This window comes from Acidobacteriota bacterium, assembly GCA_022340665.1.
GTDB lineage: Bacteria > Acidobacteriota > Thermoanaerobaculia > Thermoanaerobaculales > Sulfomarinibacteraceae > Sulfomarinibacter.
Genome location: JAJDNM010000106.1, coordinates 13,567 through 32,365, shown reverse-complemented (window position 1 = coordinate 32,365; position 18,799 = coordinate 13,567). Strand labels below are relative to the sequence as shown.

At 63.7% G+C, this 18,799-nt stretch carries 13 protein-coding genes and 1 pseudogene; 13 read left to right on the top strand and 1 reads right to left on the bottom strand.

The window, feature by feature from the left end; all coding sequences use genetic code 11:
- The first annotated feature begins 10 nt into the window (after positions 1–10).
- From LJE93_12405 to LJE93_12365, 9 genes are all read left to right on the top strand, one after another.
- On the top strand, positions 11–1,219 hold the full coding sequence (locus LJE93_12405) for a citrate lyase ACP (GenBank protein ID MCG6949704.1): 1,209 nt from the start codon (positions 11–13) through the stop codon (positions 1,217–1,219).
- Between the two features lie 99 nt (positions 1,220–1,318).
- Positions 1,319–2,872 carry a citrate lyase subunit alpha gene (locus LJE93_12400; protein ID MCG6949703.1) on the top strand — a complete coding sequence of 518 codons (1,554 nt, stop codon included), beginning with the start codon at positions 1,319–1,321 and terminating at the stop codon, positions 2,870–2,872.
- A gap of 185 nt (positions 2,873–3,057) precedes the next feature.
- Positions 3,058–3,270: a 50S ribosomal protein L31 gene (gene rpmE, locus LJE93_12395; protein MCG6949702.1), complete on the top strand. Its 213-nt coding sequence runs from the start codon at positions 3,058–3,060 to the stop codon at positions 3,268–3,270.
- A 110-nt stretch (positions 3,271–3,380) separates the two neighbouring features.
- Positions 3,381–4,451: a peptide chain release factor 1 gene (gene prfA / locus LJE93_12390; GenBank protein ID MCG6949701.1), complete on the top strand. Its 1,071-nt coding sequence runs from the start codon at positions 3,381–3,383 to the stop codon at positions 4,449–4,451.
- A 115-nt stretch (positions 4,452–4,566) separates the two neighbouring features.
- A complete protein-coding gene (prmC, locus tag LJE93_12385) occupies positions 4,567–5,400 on the top strand; it encodes a peptide chain release factor N(5)-glutamine methyltransferase (protein ID MCG6949700.1) in 834 nt (277 codons plus the stop codon).
- Positions 5,401–5,508: 108 nt separating this feature from the next.
- Entirely contained in the window at positions 5,509–6,516 is a 1,008-nt protein-coding gene (locus LJE93_12380; GenBank protein ID MCG6949699.1) for a carbamate kinase, read from the top strand.
- Positions 6,517–6,599: 83 nt separating this feature from the next.
- Entirely contained in the window at positions 6,600–7,877 is a 1,278-nt protein-coding gene (locus LJE93_12375) for a 3-deoxy-D-manno-octulosonic acid transferase (protein MCG6949698.1), read from the top strand.
- 5 nt (positions 7,878–7,882) lie between these two features.
- Positions 7,883–8,902, top strand: coding sequence for a tetraacyldisaccharide 4'-kinase (gene lpxK / locus LJE93_12370; GenBank protein ID MCG6949697.1), 1,020 nt, complete (start codon positions 7,883–7,885; stop codon positions 8,900–8,902).
- Positions 8,899–9,828, top strand: coding sequence for a lysophospholipid acyltransferase family protein (locus tag LJE93_12365; GenBank protein ID MCG6949696.1), 930 nt, complete (start codon positions 8,899–8,901; stop codon positions 9,826–9,828). The genes lpxK and LJE93_12365 overlap by 4 nt, the downstream gene beginning before the upstream one ends.
- A 154-nt stretch (positions 9,829–9,982) precedes the next feature.
- Here LJE93_12365 and LJE93_12360 read toward each other — a convergent pair whose 3' ends face one another.
- Positions 9,983–11,251 carry a hypothetical protein gene (locus LJE93_12360; protein MCG6949695.1) on the bottom strand — a complete coding sequence of 423 codons (1,269 nt, stop codon included), beginning with the start codon at positions 11,249–11,251 and terminating at the stop codon, positions 9,983–9,985.
- A gap of 192 nt (positions 11,252–11,443) precedes the next feature.
- Between LJE93_12360 and purB the strand changes: the two genes are divergently transcribed.
- From purB to LJE93_12340, 4 genes and pseudogenes are all read left to right on the top strand, one after another.
- Positions 11,444–12,883: an adenylosuccinate lyase gene (purB, locus tag LJE93_12355; GenBank protein MCG6949694.1), complete on the top strand. Its 1,440-nt coding sequence runs from the start codon at positions 11,444–11,446 to the stop codon at positions 12,881–12,883.
- A 250-nt stretch (positions 12,884–13,133) separates the two neighbouring features.
- Positions 13,134–13,679: pseudogene (locus LJE93_12350) on the top strand (septal ring lytic transglycosylase RlpA family protein).
- A gap of 133 nt (positions 13,680–13,812) precedes the next feature.
- Positions 13,813–15,681, top strand: coding sequence for an alkaline phosphatase family protein (locus LJE93_12345; GenBank protein MCG6949693.1), 1,869 nt, complete (start codon positions 13,813–13,815; stop codon positions 15,679–15,681).
- A gap of 123 nt (positions 15,682–15,804) precedes the next feature.
- A complete protein-coding gene (locus LJE93_12340) occupies positions 15,805–18,744 on the top strand; it encodes a TonB-dependent receptor (protein MCG6949692.1) in 2,940 nt (979 codons plus the stop codon).
- The last annotated feature ends 55 nt before the right edge of the window (positions 18,745–18,799 follow it).

Sequence of the window (18,799 nt, the reverse complement as noted above, 5' to 3'; positions counted from 1 at the left end):
GGAGGTGAGCATGGGTGAGGCCAGGATCAAACCGGCTTCCGCGGGCCCCGCGGGAGAGCACGTGCGCTCGGACCTCAACGTGAGATTCGAGCCGACTTCCGAGCCGCTGGCTGTCGAGCTGTTCTCGAAGGTCGACTATCTCTACGGTGAGGTGATCGATAATGCGGTCCGTCGAGTCACAGACGCCTTCGGCGTCACCACGGGGCGGATCACGGTCACGGATGCGGGAGCGCTCGAGTGGGTGATTCTCGCCCGCACCGAAAGCTGTCTTCGCCGTGCTGGACTGGACGGGCCGCCGGTTCTGCCAAATCCGGCGCCCGGGGCGGACGCTCCTCGTCGGCGCTCCCGGCTTCGCCGCAGCCGTCTCTACATACCCGGCAACCAACCCAAGTTGATGATTTCGGGCGGCTTGTACGGCGCCGACGGCATCATCCTCGATCTCGAGGACTCGGTCCCGCCGGCCGAAAAGGACACCGCCCGCCTACTCGTCCGCAACGCCCTGATCGCCCTTGACTGGGGGCAGTCGGAGCGAATGGTGCGGATCAACCAGGGGCCGCTGGGCGAAGAGGATCTCGACGCCGTAGCCATCCACAACCCGCACACGGTGCTCCTGCCGAAAGTGGAAACGGAGGAGTTGGTCAGTGCAACGGCGGAGACGCTCCAACACCTCGCAGGAGAAGGTGCAGCATTCCTGATGCCGATCCTCGAGTCGCCCCGGGGTATCCACCGTGCCTTCGAAATCGCGTCGGCGGACCCCTCCGTCGTCGCCCTGACTCTCGGTCTCGAGGATCTGTCGGCAGAGCTCGGCGCGCCACGAACAACCGACGGCTCCGAGAGCTTCCTCGCCAGACAGACGACGGTCTTTGCGGCGCGCGCGGCGGGCATTCAGCCCATCGCCTCGGTCTTCTCGGATATCGAAGATGAGGGTGGTCTTGCCGCATATGTGCGACGTGAGCGCGGCCTCGGGTTCGATGGTATTGGCTGTATCCATCCGCGCCAGATCCCGGTCGTTCATCGTGAGATGACGCCATCCGAGTCCGAAACCGAGCGCGCTGTTCGAGTCGTGCGGGCGGCTCGCGAGGCCGAGGAGCAGGGGCTGGGAGCCGTCGCGGTCGGCTCGAAGATGGTGGATCCACCGGTCGTGCAACAGGCTTTCCGCACCGTGGAACTCGCGGTGGCGGGCGGCTTATTGGCGAAGGACTGGGACGCGGAAGGGTAGGAGATTGATGAATTCGGAATTCGGAATTCGGAATTCGTTATTCCCGCCCGAACTCCCGAAACCGGGGGATCGGGGTCAGCGAGAGCGGGAGTCTGAATTATGGCAATGAAGTTGGAACGAAACGCTGCCGGACGGATGGTCCCGGTGGAGGTGAACGGCCGGGCATCCATACCGTATCAGGGGTTCGGAAACCACCGACCCGACGGGGTGAAGGCCGCTCCACGAATCGCGAGCTGCGTCGACTACCCCGCGGACGGTGACAAGAGAGTGTCTTCTCTGAAAGAGGCGCTCGAAAAGGTCGGTCTGACGGACGGCATGGTGGTTTCGACGCATCACCACTTGCGCAACGGCGATGCCGTTGGAAATCTCATCTTCGATGCCGCCGCCGAAATCGGGGCCAGGGACCTGATGTGGTTCCCCTCGGCCTCCTTCCCGGTTCACGCCAACCAAATCGGACACCTCGACTCCGGCGTGATCCACCACATCGAGGGTTCGATGAACGGTCCGCTCGGAGCCTATTGCTCGGCCGGCAAGATGCGCGGGCTCGGAGTGCTGCGTTCGCACGGGGGGCGCTGGCAGGCGATCCAGGATGGGGAGGTCCACATCGACGTGGCGGTGATCGCCGCCCCGACCGCTGATAGCTTCGGCAACGCCAACGGGCTCCGAGGTCCGGCAGCCTGCGGCCTGCTCGGTTTCGCGCTCGCCGACTCGATCTACGCCGAGAAGGTGATTGTCGTGACCGACAATCTGGTGCCTTTCCCGTGCCTGCCGTGGCAGATCCAGGGCAACAACGTCGATGCTGTCGTGGAGATCGGGTCGATTGGCGACCCCTCGAAGATCGTTTCCGGCACGACCCGGATTACGCAGAGTCCTGACAGGCGCCGAATCGCGGAGCTTGCGGCGAGGTTTTGCGCCGAGGCCGGCATCATGCGCGACGGGTTTTCGTTTCAGGCGGGGGCGGGTGGCACGACCCTCGCCTTTGCCATGTATCTCGCCCAGCTGATGCGCGACGCGGGCGTTACCGCGCGTTTCGCGCGAGGCGGGTCGACGCAGCACATGGTGGAAATGCTCGACGAGGGTCTGATCGAGTTCATTCTCGACGGCCAGACCTTCGACCTCGACGGTGTGCGATCGATGCGCGAAGACGCTCGTCACCAGGACACTTCCCCCTTCACCTCGTACAACTTCCACGGCAAGGGCAACTTTGCGTCGATGGTCGACGTCGCGGTACTGGGCGCGACCGAGGTCGATCTCGAATTCAACGGCAACGTCGTGACCCACTCCGACGGTCGCCTTCTGCACGGCATCGGCGGATGGCAAAACTGCCTCGCCGCCCGCTGCGCGATGCTGCTGGTGCCGTCGTTCCGCGACCGAATCCCGGTGATCGTCGACGAGGTCACCACCCTCTGCGGACCCGGCGAGCTCATCGATGTGGTGGTGACCGAACGGGGAATCGCGGTCAATCCACGCCGCCAGGATCTCCTCGATGCCGTTGCGGGGTCGAAGCTGCCAATCCGGCCGATCGGTGACCTCAAGGCAGAGCTCGATCGGATCTGTGGCGTACCGGCCAAGCCGGCGCTCACAGAGGAGCCGGTGGCGGTGGTCAAATGGGTCGACGGCACCGTCATCGACACCGTCTGGCGCGTCGATTGATATCGACTCGCCAATCTGGCCTCAGGAATACCAACTCGTCTCTGATCTTACTCGGCGGCCGGGTGGGTGGACGGGAATTCCGATTTCCTGACTCCTAATTCCTAATTCAAAGAGACTTGCACTTGAGTTCGGATAGGTGTAAGATCCTGCGTCCTTGGTTCGAAGGAGCCAAGTGGAGGTGTGAGATGAAAGCAGGAGTCCATCCCGAGTATCACGAGGTCGAGGTTCGTTGCGCATGCGGCAACACCTTCAAGACCCGATCGACGAAAACCGAGCTGCGGCTCGAAATCTGCAGTGCGTGCCATCCGTTCTACACCGGTAAACAGAAGCTGGTGGACACGGCCGGTATGGTCGAGAAGTTCGAGCGCCGCTACGGCAAGACCACCGACGCCAAGTAGCTCACCCGAGCCGCCGAAAGGCGGCGTGCCGACCCGCGCGCAAAAAACCGCGCGGGTTTTCGTTTGCGCCGAATTGCGGGTTAAGATCACGGCGGGATCAAGAGAAACACATGTTGGAACGACTGAAAGAAATCGCTAAGAAGCACGAAGCCCTCCTCGAGCAGCAGGCTGACCCAGAAATCGCAGTCGATCCCAAGCGTTCGCGCGAGGTGGCGCAAAAGCTGGCCGAAATCGAACCGATGGTGGTTGCCTACCGCGAGCACCAGACGATTGCTTCGGAGCTCGAGGGCGCCCGTGAGATCGCGGCCGAGGCGGACGATTCCGAAATGAGACAGATGGCCGAGGCCGAAATCGAAGAGTTGTCTGCGCGGATGGAAGACAACGAGCAGAAGCTGAAGCTGTTGTTGCTGCCAGTGGATCCCAACGATCGTCGCAACGTCATTCTCGAGGTGCGTGCCGGAACCGGAGGTGACGAGGCGGCTCTCTTCGCTGCGGAACTCCTGCGGATGTACGGCCGGTACGCCGAGTCCAGGCGATGGAAGATGTCGATCACCGATTCGTCTGACACCGGCCTCGGTGGCATCAAGGAAGCAGTAGCGGTGATCGAGGGGGATGGCGCGTTCTCCCGCCTCAAGTACGAGTCCGGAGTCCACCGCGTGCAGAGAGTCCCCGCAACCGAAGCTTCGGGACGCATCCACACCTCCGCGGCAACAGTCGCGGTAATGCCGGAAGCCGAGGCGGTTGAAGTCGAAGTTGACGAGAACGACCTCCGAATCGACCGATTCTGTTCCTCGGGCCCGGGCGGACAGAGCGTCAACACGACCTATTCGGCGGTCCGCATCACCCATCTGCCGAGCGGGCTGGTGGTTTCCTGCCAGGATGAAAAGTCGCAGATCCAGAACAAGGCCAAGGCGATGCGGGTTCTCAAGGCGCGCCTCAAAGAGATCGAAGAACGCGAGCGGGATGCGGAGCGGGCGGCCGACCGTCGTTCGAAGATCGGCTCAGGTGATCGTTCCGAAAAGATTCGCACCTACAACTTCCCTCAGGGGCGAGTCACCGATCACCGCATCTCGCTCACGGTTCACCGGCTGGGGGAGATTCTCGAAGGGCACCTCGATCTCCTGCTCGATCCCCTGATTGCCGATTTCCAGGCAGAACGCCTCAGGGAAGAGCTGGGTTGATCTCCAGAGTTCGGAATTCGGAATTCGGAATTCGGTATTCCACGTCCGACGCTGACCATGCGGCAAATTCGAAATTCGAAATTCAAAATTCGAAAAATGACCTCTGGACAGTCACATGAGAATCGACGAGGCGCTACGACTCGGTGTCGAGATATTGCCTCGTCGGGAAGGCATCCCCCATCCCCGGCGGGAGGCGAGGTGGCTGTTGGCTGCGGCTTGGGGTGTCGAGGAAACGACTCTGAGGCTCTATCCCGAGCGAGAGGTTCCGGCCGACGTCGAAAAGCGTTTTCGCGACTGGCTCGGCAGACGGGCTGCGGGCGAACCGGCCCACCATCTTACCGGCACCTGTCCGTTCTGGGGTCGCGACTTCGAGGTCAATCCCTCCGTGTTGGTGCCGCGTCCGGAGACGGAGCTCCTGGTCGAGACGGCCCTGGCCCTGCCGCTGTCCAGGACGGCGAAGGTCCTTGACGTTGGCACCGGTTCGGGCTCCATCGCGGTGACGCTCGCGGCCGAACGCCCCGGCTGGGAGGTGTCCGCGGTGGATCGATCGCCGGCAGCGCTGGCAGTAGCCCGCCGCAACTGCGTCCGTCACCGGGTCTCGGTTCCGCTCTTTGTCGGTGATCTCTGCTCTGCCGTTGGCCCGCCGTGGGACCTGGTGGTGGCCAACCTTCCATATGTCCGGTCGACCGACATCGTGCGCTTGCCAGTCGAGGTCAGCCACGATCCCGCGAAGGCTCTCGACGGTGGGATCGACGGCCTCGATCTCCTGCGCCGGCTGCTCGGCGATCTACGGCGTCTGGTGCGGCCGTGTGGGGGAGCGATCATCGAAGTCGGAGACGACCAGGCCGGTGCGGTGACCGAAATCGCGTGCGCGACCGGCCTCGCGGTTGCCCGGAGCGTGCAGGATGTCGGGGGTGTCGAGCGAGTCATCGTACTGCAACCGAGGTAGATCGCCGAGAATAAAGAATGAGCAGTGGACGGCGACAGACCTGATGTTGACACCGTCATGGCCCGGTCGGACAATGGGGGTTTCCCGTACTTCGGGCCGGAGGCGAGAATGACCGGAAAAAATCGCATCGAGCTCGACGGAGCGCAGCAACGCACCGCAGTCATCGCGTTCGGCGGGAACGCCCTGCTGCGGCCGCAGGACCACGGCACCCAGGAGGAGCAGTTCACCCTCAGCTGGAAAGCCACCAGATGGCTGGTGGAAATCATCCATCGCGGCTACGAGCTTGCGATCGTTCACGGCAACGGCCCGCAGGTCGGCAATATCATGATCCAGGTCGAAGAGGCCATCACCAAGATTCCGCCTCAGTCCCTGGATGTGGCGGTTGCCCAGACCCAGGGCGCAATGGGCTACATGCTGGCCAATCAGCTCCGCAATCGGTTCAACGAGGAACAACTCGAAAAAGAGATCGCTGCAGTCCTCACCGAGGTCGAGGTCGACCGTGAGGATCCTGCTTTCGAAAACCCCACCAAACCGGTCGGTCCGTACTTCACCGCGTACCGTGCGAACCTCCTGATGCAGGAACACGGCTGGCAGATGGTCGAGGATGCCGGGCGGGGCTGGCGCAAGGTCGTCGCATCGCCCAAACCGCAGAAGATTCTCGGCTGCCACCTGCTCAAGCGGTTGATCGAGAACGGTGCGGTCCTGATTGCCGGCGGTGGGGGGGGCATTCCCGTGTATCAGGATGTCGGTGGCTATTTCCGGGGCGTAGAGGCGGTGATCGACAAAGACTACGTGGCGTCGATGCTCGCCTGTGAACTTGAAGCCGACCTCTTCATCATGTTGACCCAGGTGCCGATGGTGGCCGAGAATTTCGGCCGCCCGAACCAGCGATGGTTGCGCCGGATGCCACTCAATCATGCAAGCAAGATGATGGATTCCCATCAGTTTCCCCCGGGTTCCATGGGACCGAAGGTGAAGGCGTCGATGGACTTCGTCGAGGCGACTGGAAAGAACGTCCTGATCACCGACGCGGATAGCTTGAGGCATGCTCTGGAAGGCCGAGCCGGCACCTTTCTGGTGGCCGACGGTGAGGTCGAGTACGCAACCCTGGCCTGATCGATCGATCACGCGTTACGAGGCGTCAACAACCCCAAGTTTCGAGAGCTCGCCGAGCCCCGACGTGGTTTATCCTAGGCGTGATGGCGAGCACCAGTTTGTGGGTTTACCGGTCGCTGTTCGGCGGTCTCCTACCCGTGGCATTACCGGTGATCAAGATTTGCCAGCGGCTTGCGGGCAAGAGTCGACCCCGGTTTCGCGACCGGCTCGCGAAATCGCTGCCCGATCTCCGGCCGGGGGGTGTCTGGATTCAAGCGGTGTCGGTCGGCGAAGTGGAGCTGGCTCGGAGGCTGGTGGCCGACCTCGAGGAGAAGGAGCCGGAGCTACCGATCTTCCTGACCGCGACCACCGCGACCGGTCTCGCGCTCGCTCGGCGCACCCTCGGAGATCGGCTGCCCGTGTTTCCTTGTCCGATCGACCTGCCCGGCCCTGTGATCCGGGTCTTCGAGGCGGGACGACCGCGCCTGCTGGTGCTGGTCGAGACCGAGCTCTGGCCAGAGATGATTCACCAGGCGGGATTGCGCCAGGTACCGGTGGCGGTGGTCAATGCTCGGTTGTCGGAGGGTTCGTACCAGCGCTACCGAAAGGTCGCCGGCGTACTGCGAACGCTCCTCGATCCACTGGCGCTGGTGCTGGCTCGGTCGGAAGCCGACGCCAAGCGATTCGCCGGGCTCCACGTGCCGGAAGAGCGGATTGTCGTCACCGGGAACGTCAAATACGATCTCGAGGCCGACCAACGCCCGCTGGATTGGGAAGACGACATTCGATCGGTAGCGGGTAACCGGCCGATCATGGTCGCCGGCTCGACCATGGAGGGCGAGGAAGCGCAGGTCCTCGACGCACTCGAGGGTCTCGGGACGGACGGAGCCGCACCCTTTCTGGTCCTGGCTCCTCGCCACCCGGAGCGATTCGACGCGGTGGCACGAATGCTCGCCAATCGCGGTCTGGCCTTCTCTCGCCGAAGCAGCGGTGAGGGCGTCGTCGCCGATTCGGACGTCTATCTGGTCGACACAATCGGTGAGCTCGCTCGCGCCTACCGCCTGGCAACGGTTGCATTCATCGGCGGCTCGATGGTGCCGACCGGGGGCCATAATCCGCTCGAGGCGGCGGTGTGGGGAGTCCCGGTGCTGAGCGGGCACCACGTCCACAACTTCAAGGAGGTCTACGACGAAATGACCGAGGCCGGGGGCGCCCGCCTGGTGGCCGACAGCGCCGAGCTGCGAGTGGCCGCGGCGGCGTGGCTCGACGAGCCGGACCTCGCGGCGGCCGCCGGTAACGCCGGACGAGAGGTGGTCGAGAGCAACCGCGGAGCCATTGACCGTACGTCATCCGCTCTGCTCGATCTCATCCACGGGACATGACAAGCATGAGCTGGCGGTTTCTGCTGCTGCCGATGACACCCCTCTACCGTGGCGCGGTGGCGGCGAGGAATGCCGCTTACCGGAGGGGATGGATCGAACGCACCCGGCTGGACGTGCCGGTCATCTCGGTAGGCAATCTCACCTTCGGTGGGACCGGCAAGACGCCGACGGTGATTGCCCTCGCACGGGACCTCGTTCGCAAGGGGCGACATCCTGCGGTACTCACCCGTGGCTATAAGCGCGACGACGATGCCCAGGCGGTAGTTGTCGGACCGGACCCGAAACAGACCGCGGCCGAGGTCGGTGACGAACCTCTGGAGATGGCGCGCCGCCTGCCGGGCGTGCCGATCGTGGTCGACCCAGACCGCGCCCGCGGTGGGGCGCGAGCCCAGCTCTTGGGCGCCGACGTCGTGGTGCTCGATGACGGCTTCCAGCACCGTCGCCTCGAACGCGATCTCGACCTGGTCCTGGTCGACGCCGGCGATCCCTTCGGTGGGGGGCGGCTGCCTCCACTGGGTCGCTTGAGGGAACCGCTGACCGGGCTCGCGAGGGCGGGCGCAGTACTGGTCACCAAGGTGTCGACCGAGTGGCGTGCCCAGGTGGCGGAGATCGAGAGGGTTGCTCACCGCGTCGCTCCCGGGCTCGAAATACTCGTCTCGCGCATTCGTCCGAATCGCGTACTTGTCCCTCCCGAAGGATGGCGAGAGCCGACGATCCTGTCCGGCCAGCGGGTTCTCGCCTTTGCCGGGCTCGGTCGGCCGGAAGGCTTTGCCGCGACCTTGGTCGAAGCCGGTGCGGAGATCGTTGCGACACGCTGGTTTCCGGATCACCACGCCTACACCGATCAGGACCTCGCTGACATCCTCAGCCAGGCGAGGGCGGCGTCGGCAGTGCCGGTCACGACTGCCAAGGATGCGGTCAAGCTCTCGTCGGAGGCCGGCGTCTGGGTGGTCGAGCCGATCGTGGAGCCGGTCGGCTGCAGTTGGGACGATCTGTGGCGGCTCCTGCCGGAGGTGGACGCGTGAGCAAGGACCGTTCTGCGTTGCGAAACCAGGTCGAGTACGCGGCTTACCGGACGGCCCGCGGGCTGACCGGCATGCTGTCGCCGGCTGGCCTCGCGAAGGTCGGCAACGCGCTCGGGACCGTGTACTCGGCGCTCGGCGGAAGGCGGCGGGAGATCATCGACTTCAACCTCCAGCTCGCCTTTCCGGAGATGGATGATGCGGCGCGCCGCGCCCTCGCGCGGGATGTCACGAGACACTTCGCCAGATCAGCCCTTGACGCGATACGGATGCAGAGGCTTCAGCCCGACGAGCTGATGGCCGCAGTCGAAATCTCGGGGCTGGAAAACGTAGAGAAGGCATTCAGCTACGGCCGCGGCGTGTTCTTCCTCACCGCCCACATCGGTTCCTGGGAGGTCGCTGCGCTGGTAACCGGACTCCTGCTCGAATCCGGGATAGCAGTTGTCAACCGACCACTCGACAACCCGCTCCTCGAGGTCGAACTCGACCGCCTGCGCAAGCTCTACGGCAACCGGGTATTCGGGAAACACAACATGCTGCGCGAGATGTTGGCGGAGCTCAAACGGGGTGGCGCGGTGGGCATCCTGATCGATCAACGGGCGTCGCCGGACCGCGGCGTCGAGGTGCCCTTCTTCGGTCGACCTGCGTGGGCCCACTCGATCCTCGCGCGCGTGGCCCTCAAGACCGGGGCGCCTGTAGTGCCGGTCTTTGCACTGCGTGAAGGGCCCGGGCGTTACAGTTTGCGGTATGACGAGCCTGTGGTTGTCGATGATCTGCCCGAGTCAGAGCACGACGATGTTTCACTGACCGCGCGCTACATGGGGATTCTCGAGAAAGCGATTCGTGGGAACCCGGACCAGTGGTTGTGGTACCACGACCGGTGGAAACAGCTGCGGCTGCAGAATTCGGAATTCGGAATTCGGAATTAGGAATGCCCACCCGCCCACCGGCATTTTGGAATTGGGAGTTCGGATTTCGGATTTCCCACCCGCACCCCCGGAACACGGAATGGTGAGTCACAACGCCCACGGGCCGCCGGCAACTCAAAACTCAGAACTCAGAACTCAGAACTCAAAACTCGGGTCAGATGTCATCCCGCTCCAGCGGGTGGGTGAGGCAATGTGGTCCGCCGCGGGCGCGTGACATTTCGTGGCTGTCGATCAGCAGGCAGACACGGCCATCTCCATCGAGCGCCACCTCCTCTCGACCGAGGAGTACGTCTTCGGCCTGCAGGACCCGGAAGCCGGTACCGTCGAGTGCGTCGGCGGTGGCAAGGTTGCGATCGTAAAGAACGATGATCCCGGGGGACAGCGCAAAGGCGTTGGCGCCATCGGTCCACTGTTCGCGCTGCTGTGCAACCGGGTCGCTGCCGCCGCACGGGATCGGTTCAAGGTCGATGCCGCGCCGGGTCAGTGCGTCCAGCAGGCATCCGGTGTGATCGGGCGTGAGGTCGGAAGAGCCGAGGTCGATTTCGAAAGATTCGGCGACCTGTGGGCCGTCGCCGCAAATGACGGGTTCGAAGACAAGAGCTGCATCGCGGTCAATCGGGGTGAAGACGGTGTCCAGGTGCATGTAGGCGCGGCGCGCCGGGACGTTCACGATCTCGAGCCACCGCGGACCATCGTCGCGCCTCGCAAGAGCCTCGGCGAGGAGCTCGACCGCGACCGTGTTGGTCCGCTCCGAGACACCGACCACCACCACATCCTGCGAGAGGACGAGGACGTCACCGCCCTCGAGACGGGGACGATGGGGACCGAGGAACTGACCCGACTCCCGCGCCTCGAACATCGGGTCGAGGATCGTCGGTGTGCCGCTGAATTCTTGGTGAAAATGAAAGATACAGCGGGAAAGCAATCCCTCCCGCCAGCGGGCCGTGGTGGCCATGGCCGAATGGACGATGCCGTCGCCGAGGATCACCTGCGGATCGCGCTGGAAGCACCAGTTGGGCAGCGGCGGCAGCCGGAAAAGATCCTCCACCTCGATACCATGGCTGTCCTCCCCGGCGAGAAGGCCGGCGGTTGCGATCTCCACCGCCTCCTCGGCGGAGGTCGGTGGTGAGCTGGAGGTCAGCGTATGCGGTGCCTCGGGCCGTAATCTCGCCCAAAGCCAGGTGCGTGCCTCTTCACTTGCGAGCGACTGGCGGAGAAGATCGTTGGCCTCGATGACACTGACGCCGAGGAGTTGCAGAAGGCGGCGAAAGCGCCGGTGTTCTTCGCGGGCCCGGTCGCCGAACAGGATGTCGTCGAAGAGCAGCTCCTCCATCATCGGCGGCACCATCCGGTCCACCTCGAGCCCAGGTTCGTGCATGAGAACCTTACGTAGCCGACCAATTTCGCTCGAAACCTGGACCATGCCGCTCTCTCCTCTCGCGCAGGCATCATAGCCGGTGCGGCGCGGAGGAGCAGGGGGGCGGGGGAGAAAGGGAGATGGGAGAGTGGGCGGATCGAGCATCCAGCATCGGCAGGGTGGGTGGGAACTCAAAACTCAAAACTCAAAACTGAGAACTCAGAACTCTCCTCCCGCTATACTTCCCCAGGAGGACCAATGACCTCATTAGATCGCTTCGATCACCCGCTCACCGGTCGCTATGCTTCCGAGGAGATGCAGAAGCTCTTCTCGACCGGAAACCGGTATACGACCTGGCGGAGGCTGTGGCTCGCGCTGGCAGCCGCCGAACGTGAGCTCGGCCTCGAGATCCCGGGTGATGCGCTCGATCAGATGCTCGCCAATCTCGAGGTGACGCCGTCTGATCTCGAGCGCGTGAAGGACTACGAGAAGCGCACTCGCCACGATGTCATGGCCCACCTCGAGGCGTTCGCCGACCGCGCACCGGCCGCAAAACCGATCCTCCATCTCGGTGCGACCTCGGCCTATGTCGGCGACAACGCGGATCTCATCATCACGCGCGATGCGCTGGATCTCGTGATCACGCGGGTTCTGTCGGTGATCAAGGCGCTTGCCGTATTTTCCGAGAGGTGGGCGGACGAGCCAGCCCTCGGGATGACCCACTTCCAACCCGCACAACCGACAACGGTTGGCAAACGGGCCTGCCTGTGGCTGCAGGATTTCCTGCTCGATCTCGAACGCATCCGCTTCGAGCGTGACCGTCTCATGCTGCGTGGCGTGAAAGGCACGACAGGGACCCAGGCGACGTTTCTCGAGCTTTTCGACGGCAACCACGAAAAGGTGTTGGCCCTCGACCAGCGAGTGGCCGAGACTCTCGGCTTCTCGAACACCTATCCCGTGACCGGACAGACCTATCCGAGGAAGGTGGACGCCTTCGTGCTCGACGCACTCTCCGGGGTCGGCCAGTCGGCGTCCAAGTTCGCCACCGACATCAGGCTTCTCGCGAGACTGAAGGAGCTGCGTGAGCCTCTGGCCGAGGGACAGGTGGGTTCTTCCGCCATGCCGTACAAGGCCAACCCGATGCGCTCGGAGAGGGTCACCGCCCTTTCCAGGTGGTTGATGTCGATTGCCGCCAACCCGGCCCACACCGCTGCCGCACAATGGCTCGAGCGGACGCTCGATGATTCGGCCAACCGTCGTCTCTCGTTACCCGAGGCGTTCCTGGCCACCGACGCCATTCTGCGCATCGTGCACAACGTGGCGGACGGGCTGCAGGTTTTTCCGGCGATGATCGCGCGCAATCTCGGCGAAGAGCTGCCTCTCATGTCGTCGGAGGCGATTCTGATGGATGCGGTTCGTCGCGGAGGCGATCGGCAGGCGGTTCATGAGCGGCTGCGTCTTCACGCGCGAGCGGCGGCGACGGCGGTGCTCGAGGACGGTGGTGCCAACCCTTTCCTGGATCTGGTGGCGGACGATCCCGAGATCCCGCTCGATCGCGCGGAGCTCGACACGCTCCTCGACCCGGAGCGCTTCGTCGGCCGTGCGCCACAGCAGGTGCGAGAGTTTCTCGCCGGGCACGTCCAGCCAATTCTCGACCAGGCCGGGGAGCTGCCAGAGGCGAAAGACCTCGACGTCTAGTTTTGAGTGCTGAGTTATGAGTTATGAGTTGTCCCCCATCCACCCCCAAGAGAACCGGGGGGGTGGTCGGGAACTCAAGACTCAAAACTCAAAACTCATAACTCCTGCGATCTTCCTGTTCGCCTGTTTGGTGCTCTCCGTTGGTTGCGCACACCGCGGAGTCCAGCAACTGCAGGTGAGACCTGTACCGCCGCCGCCGACTCCGATACCGGCTCCAGCGTCGCCACCGGAGACGGACTGGGTCGAAAGAGGCCTCGCATCCTGGTATGGCGAGCCCTACCACGGTCGTCGTTCAGCGTCCGGCGAGACCTACGACATGCATCGGCTGACGGCCGCCCACCGGACGCTGGAGTTCGGCTCGTTGGTGCGAGTGACACGTCGCGACAACGGCGCAGCTGTGGAGGTCCGCATCAACGATCGCGGACCCTTCATCGAGGGACGCATCATCGATCTTTCCTTCGCCGCTGCGAAGACGATCGGTCTCGACATCGACGGAGTGGCCCCGGTCGAGATCAGGCTGATCGGACGCGCGGACCCGCCGGCACGGGAAAACGAGCCGGCAAACGACTCACCGTGCTTTTGGGTGCAGGTGGGCGCGTTCAGCGATGCCGACAACGCGCGACGAGCGGAGGCGGAGCTCGATCGGGCGGGTGAGAAAGCATTGGTACTCGACGGTATCGACAAGCTTTGGCGCGTCCGAATCGGGCCGTTCGACTCGAAGTCGATGGCCGAGCGGACCCGTAACCGGGTGACAGACGCCTGGCCCGGCGCACACGTCATCCCCTGCGGCGGATAACCTCTCGAATGAGGAAGTAGGAATGAGGAATTAGGAATGCTGCCCAATCACCTGAGGAACCGATCCGAAGGACGGGAGGGTGGGTGGGAATTCCGAAATCCGAATTCCATCGTTGTGCGCTACCATCACAGCGATGCTGAATCATCCCTCTTTTCGCTTCGCCGTCTCTGCCCTCGCTGTAGTTGCCTCGCTTGCGTTTGCCTGTCAGGGTAGCGTCCCCCAGGGAGGCCGGGCAGAACGCGTCATCGTAGCCTCCTTCGACAGCGTCGGCGCTGACCTCGTCCATCAGTGGCTCGAGGATCCGACGATTGCGACACCGAACGGCCTGGCCGGCATGGCCCAACAGGGCCTGGCCGCCGAACGGCTGCGCATCGTCAACCCGACCCTGACTGCGGTGGTGCACAACGTGCTCGTCACCGGCCGCGACGCAGCCGGCACCGGCATCGTCGGCAACGACTTCAAGAAACCGGGCGCGCCGATCACCGAGCGCGTTTCCGGTTTCACGACATCGAGCGATGCTTTGACCCTCTGGGAAGCTGCGCGCAGCAGCGGTCTGCGAGTTGCCACCCTGATGTGGCCCGGTGCGGACGCGGGCGCGGTCGATCGAATCGGTGATTTCGGTGCCGTATGGCCGGGTCCGCCGGTGTCGCCGTCTGAAATCATCGAGTTCAAGCCGGACATCGCTGAGACTACCGGCGAGGTGCCGTCCAGCGATGGTCTGTCACCGCTGATGTGGCGGTTTTCGATCAATCTCGGATCGTCCACACCGGACCGGGTCGAGGTACTGGTGGCGCTGGTCGACTCGAACCCGGATGGGCGCCCGCGGTATGACACGGTCGCTGTACGTCGTACGGATGGGGTCGACTGGAGCTATGCGGGGGAGATGGAGTGGCTCGAGATCGCCTTCGAGGCGCAGGGGCCCGATGATCTGCGGCCGCGCAGATACGGTGCCTGGTGCAAGGTGCTGCATGTCGACCGGTTGACCGGCGGAATGCGTTTCTATCGTGGGGGGGCCAATCGACTCACCGCCTATCCGGACAGCTTCGAGGACCGAATCACGGAGGCCATCGGCCCCTGGCCGGGCGAAGCAGATCGGATGGTGGCCGATTGGTGGCTGGACCTGGCGCACGGCATCGACCTCGACACCTTCGTCGAGCAGACAGAACGCCTAGACCGGTACCTCGATCGGATGCTCGGCTGGGTGCTGGCAGAGGAGGACGCGGATCTGGTCTTCGTCTACCACTCGTCGGCGGACGTCTACCAGCATGCGAGCCTGATCGTGGATACCATGCAGTGGGCCTTCAGCCCCGGTCGCGTGCTCGCCGCAGAGGAGGGACTCAAGCGGGTTGGCCGCTCGATAGACCGGTCCGTGGCCTCGATCTGGAACTCTCTCGATCCGCAGCGTGATGCGCTGGTGGTGGTGTCCGATCACGGCCAGATACCGATCTTCGACGTCGTGCGGCCGAACCGGGCGCTGGCCGACGCCGGCATGGTGACGATCATCGACGATGACGGGCACTCGCGACCGTCCCCTGATACGCCGATGCTCGCCATCACTGGCGGCGCGTTCTTCCACCTCTACCTCAACCTCGAGGGACGTGAGCCGGGAGGCGTTGTCTCCGAGGCGGAGGCGCCCGAGCTGCTGCGACGTGCCGCACGGGTGCTGGCCGATCTCGAGGTCGAGGGACGCCCGGCGGTGGAGAGGATCTTTACCCGTAAGGAGGCCGGGGCGGTCGGCCTCGACAGCCCGTCGAGTGGCGACCTGATCGTCTTCCTCGCCCCGGGCTTCGCCGCCTCGAGCGGCTTCGACGGACCGGCGCTGGAGCCGAGCCGCTACTACGGCCAGCACGGCTTCCTCGCATCGCATGACGAGATGTGCGGGATGCTCTTCGCTCGCGGAGCGGGCGTTCAAAGAACACACCTCGGTGAAATTCAGGTGACCGAGGTCGCACCGATGGTGGCGCGGTGGTTGGGTATCGATCTCCCCACCAGCCCCGGGTAGATGCGCTTCACACTGTTTTTACATTTCGAAGCGTTCTCCTTCACACCGTTCGGTTGAACTGTCCTCGGCATCGGATGGGATCGGTGCCGTGACCCTCAACGGACGGACGGAGGACACAGCGAAATGAATATCAGAAATATTGGGCCACTGGCCCTGCTCTGCGTGAGCATCATTCTGTTTCCGGCGATTGCGATCGCCGGGGGCACCATCACCGGTGTGGTCATCGATGGCTTCACCGGACAGCCGGTGCGTGGCGCCACCCTCACGGTGGAAGGCACCGACATCAGCTTCCCGACGGGAGTCGGCGGCGATTTTCGGGGTGAAGCCCCGCCGGGAACCTACACGGTGATCGTCAGCAAGGATGGCTTCGAGCCGAACAAGGTCACCGATGTGGTGGTCACGGACGGAAGCAACGCCGATTTCGCGGTCGTGCTGCTCCCATCGACAGACGCCCCGGTTGCGATGGCAGATGCGGAAGTGGCAGTGCGTGAAGCGGCAGACGAGATCGTTCCCGAAGACGAGAGTGAGCAGGTCGAGGACCTGGCCGGAGCTCCAGCGGCCACGTCATCTATCGATACCGGGAGCGAAGTGAACAGTGCCGCAGACAGCGGGGTTTTCGTTGGCGAAATCACCGTCGAGGCGGCCGCCGCCGACGAGTCGACCGAGCAGGCGCTGTTGGTGCAACGCAAGCAGGCGGCGGAGATCTCCGACGCCATCTCCAAACAGGAGATGAGCAGGAACGCGGGCGGCGACGCCGCTGGCGCGCTCCAGCGTGTGACCGGGATCTCGGTCCAGGACGACAAGTACGTCTACGTGCGGGGCCTCGGTGAGCGATACTCGAACACGACGCTGAACGGCTCCAAGCTACCCACCACCGAGTTCGACAAGAAGGTGGTGCCGCTCGACCTCTTCCCGACCAAGCTGCTCGACAACGTTCGGGTGTCGAAATCGTATACACCGGACCAGTCGGGTGACTTCGTCGCCGGTCTGGTCGAGATCGAGACCCTCGACTTTCCGACCTCGCCGACCCTCGAAATCGGCATCGGTGGCAAGACCAACTCGAACACGACGGGCGATGCCTTCGGCCGTTACCTGGGCGGTTTGAGCTTCTTCGGTGACGGCGGTCAGGGGCTTCCCGCCTCGATACCCGATGAAAAACTAGTGCGTGGCAACGCCTTCAAACCGGGCTTCGGCCCGGAGGAGATGCAGCAGTTCGGTTGGGACTTAATTGGTGCCTGGACGGCGGAGAACACCGCCAAAGGCTATGTCGACAGTCCGTACCCCAATGCCAGCCCCAGCTCGGACTTCAACCTGACCTACGGCGACACCTTCGGCAACTTCGGGATGGTGCTGTCCGCGACCCACGCCCACAGCTTCTACCACCAAGACGAGGAGCAGATCTACTACAGCGTCAGTAACGGTAACGAGCTGGCGGTGATGAACGACTACGACATGGCGACCGACTCCGAGGGTGTGCGGGCCGGCCTGGTCGGCAACTTCTCGCTCAAGCTCGGCCAGAATCACAAGCTCGAGCTGCGAACCATCTACACACGGGACTCGAAGGCCGGCAACCGGTACTTCGAGGGCTTCAACCGCGATCAGTCGACCAGCGTGTCGGATTACCGCATCGACTACAAGCAGGAGGAGGTCGGCTCCTACCAGCTGAGCGGAGAACATTTCTTCGAGAAAATCGGTCAGAGTGGAGGATTGCTCGAGTGGCGTGGCAGCTACGGGCAGGCCAACAACACCTGGAACCTCCGCGACTCCTTCTACAAGTTGGAAAACGGCGAGATGGTCCTCACGGCCGAGAGCCAGAGCGGTTTCCTGCTCTACAATGACCTCGCGGACGACATCGTTGACGGAGGCGCCGACTGGACCCAGTTTTTCATGTCGGGCGAAATCTTCGGCAGCGTGAAGGGTGGCGTCGCGTTCTACAACCGCGAGCGCGATTTCTCCTCGCGCCGTTTCAGGTTCACCTTCCGAGGCCTCCAGGGCATCGACCTGACGCCGGTTCCGGACGACATCTTCATCGAGGACAACATTCGCCCGGACGGCCTCGAAATCAAGGAAGAGACCCGGCCCACCGACACCTACAGCGCCAGCCACGATCTCGGCGCGGCCTACCTGATGGCCGACGCCACCATCGGCAAGTGGCGATTCAACGGAGGCCTGCGCTACGAGGACTCCGAGATCGTCGTCACCACCTTCGATCCGTTCAGTGTCGACTCACAAACAATCGAGTCGCGGGTCACGGACGGCGAGATCATGCCGGCCCTCTCCGCCACCTACCGCCTCAACTCCAACACCAACCTCCGTGCGGCCGTCAGCCGCACGGTCAACCGGCCCGAGTTCCGTGAGCTCGCACCCTTCGAGTGGACTGACGTGATGGGCGGCCAGTCAGCGCGCGGTAATCCGCTCCTCGAGACTGCGAAGATCTCGAGCTTCGACCTCCGTTGGGAGTGGTTCCCGGATCAGTTCGGGGTCATCGCGGCGAGCGTTTTCTACAAGGATTTCAGCAATCCAATCGAGCGCACGCTGCTGCTCGCGGTCGAGCTGCAGTCGACCTGGATCAACACCCCGGGCGCGACCAACATCGGCGCCGAGCTCGAGTTCCGCCGCGACCTCGGTTTCATCGCCGACGCGTTGTCGCCCTTCATGGTGCAGCTCAATTACACCTACGTCGACTCCGAGATCGATATCGGCGAGAATCCCATTCTCACCAGCACCTCGCGTCCGCTGGTCGGCCAGCCCGACTACGCCTTCAACGCGGTGCTCGAGTGGGCGCCCCCGCGCTGGGGGACGGCTGTCCGGCTGCTCTACAACAGCAAGGGCGAGACCCTCCACCAGGCGGGTGGCGTCGGGTTGCCCGACGTCTACCAGAAGCCCTACTCGACCCTCGATCTGGTGTGGAAGCAGCGGCTCGGCTTCCTGGGTGACGGGCTCAGCCTTTCGATCACCGCTTCGAACTTGACTGACGAGAAGTACGAGCTCACGGGGGGATTCGAGCAGCGCTACCAGCGCGGTCGGAGCTTCGGCCTGGGAGTCACCTACACAGTGTTCTAACACCTTCTTCACATTCACTCCACTCCGCCACGGTGGGATGACTGCCGGAAGAACT

Coding starts and splice junctions, on each gene's coding strand:
- rpmE (MCG6949702.1), top strand. CDS start 3,058: ATGAAAGCAGGAGTCCATCCCGAGTATCACGAGGTCGAGGTTCGTTGC.
- lpxK (MCG6949697.1), top strand. CDS start 7,883: ATGAGCTGGCGGTTTCTGCTGCTGCCGATGACACCCCTCTACCGTGGC.
- LJE93_12360 (MCG6949695.1), bottom strand. CDS start 11,251: ATGGTCCAGGTTTCGAGCGAAATTGGTCGGCTACGTAAGGTTCTCATG.
- LJE93_12380 (MCG6949699.1), top strand. CDS start 5,509: ATGACCGGAAAAAATCGCATCGAGCTCGACGGAGCGCAGCAACGCACC.
- LJE93_12405 (MCG6949704.1), top strand. CDS start 11: ATGGGTGAGGCCAGGATCAAACCGGCTTCCGCGGGCCCCGCGGGAGAG.
- LJE93_12340 (MCG6949692.1), top strand. CDS start 15,805: ATGAATATCAGAAATATTGGGCCACTGGCCCTGCTCTGCGTGAGCATC.
- LJE93_12345 (MCG6949693.1), top strand. CDS start 13,813: ATGCTGAATCATCCCTCTTTTCGCTTCGCCGTCTCTGCCCTCGCTGTA.
- prfA (MCG6949701.1), top strand. CDS start 3,381: ATGTTGGAACGACTGAAAGAAATCGCTAAGAAGCACGAAGCCCTCCTC.
- LJE93_12400 (MCG6949703.1), top strand. CDS start 1,319: ATGGCAATGAAGTTGGAACGAAACGCTGCCGGACGGATGGTCCCGGTG.
- prmC (MCG6949700.1), top strand. CDS start 4,567: ATGAGAATCGACGAGGCGCTACGACTCGGTGTCGAGATATTGCCTCGT.
- purB (MCG6949694.1), top strand. CDS start 11,444: ATGACCTCATTAGATCGCTTCGATCACCCGCTCACCGGTCGCTATGCT.
- LJE93_12375 (MCG6949698.1), top strand. CDS start 6,600: ATGGCGAGCACCAGTTTGTGGGTTTACCGGTCGCTGTTCGGCGGTCTC.